We start from the raw sequence: 292 nt of genomic DNA, 5'->3' as shown, positions 1-292 counted from the left end.
CCCGTGCTGTCATCCGAGAAATGCGAGCTGACCCGCAGGGTTTCACCGGTCTCTCGTACCTGGATGTACAGATCGTCCGACTCTCGCCACACCCGCACGTCCGCCACGTTCAGCCCATCCAGCCGGATCACGTCCTGCTTGTTGGCCGTGGTGTCGTTGTAGGCATAGTTGTAGATGGTGTCCTGGCCCGAGCCCTTGCCGAACACATAGGTGTCCGAGCCATAGTTCCCTTCCAGATAGTCGTTGCCTACCCCACCCTCGAGGATGTCATTGCCATTACCACCGGACAGGG

1 pseudogene is annotated in these 292 nt (G+C 59.6%); it reads right to left on the bottom strand.

The features are described from left to right. Window positions 1-292, bottom strand: a pseudogene (locus RND78_RS28035) (hypothetical protein); the annotation flags it as partial.

Origin of the sequence: Pseudomonas oryzihabitans, assembly GCF_032027545.1 — a bacterium.
In the GTDB taxonomy this organism is placed as follows: domain Bacteria; phylum Pseudomonadota; class Gammaproteobacteria; order Pseudomonadales; family Pseudomonadaceae; genus Chryseomonas; species Chryseomonas oryzihabitans_F.
This window is presented reverse-complemented; position numbering and strand designations above follow the sequence as displayed.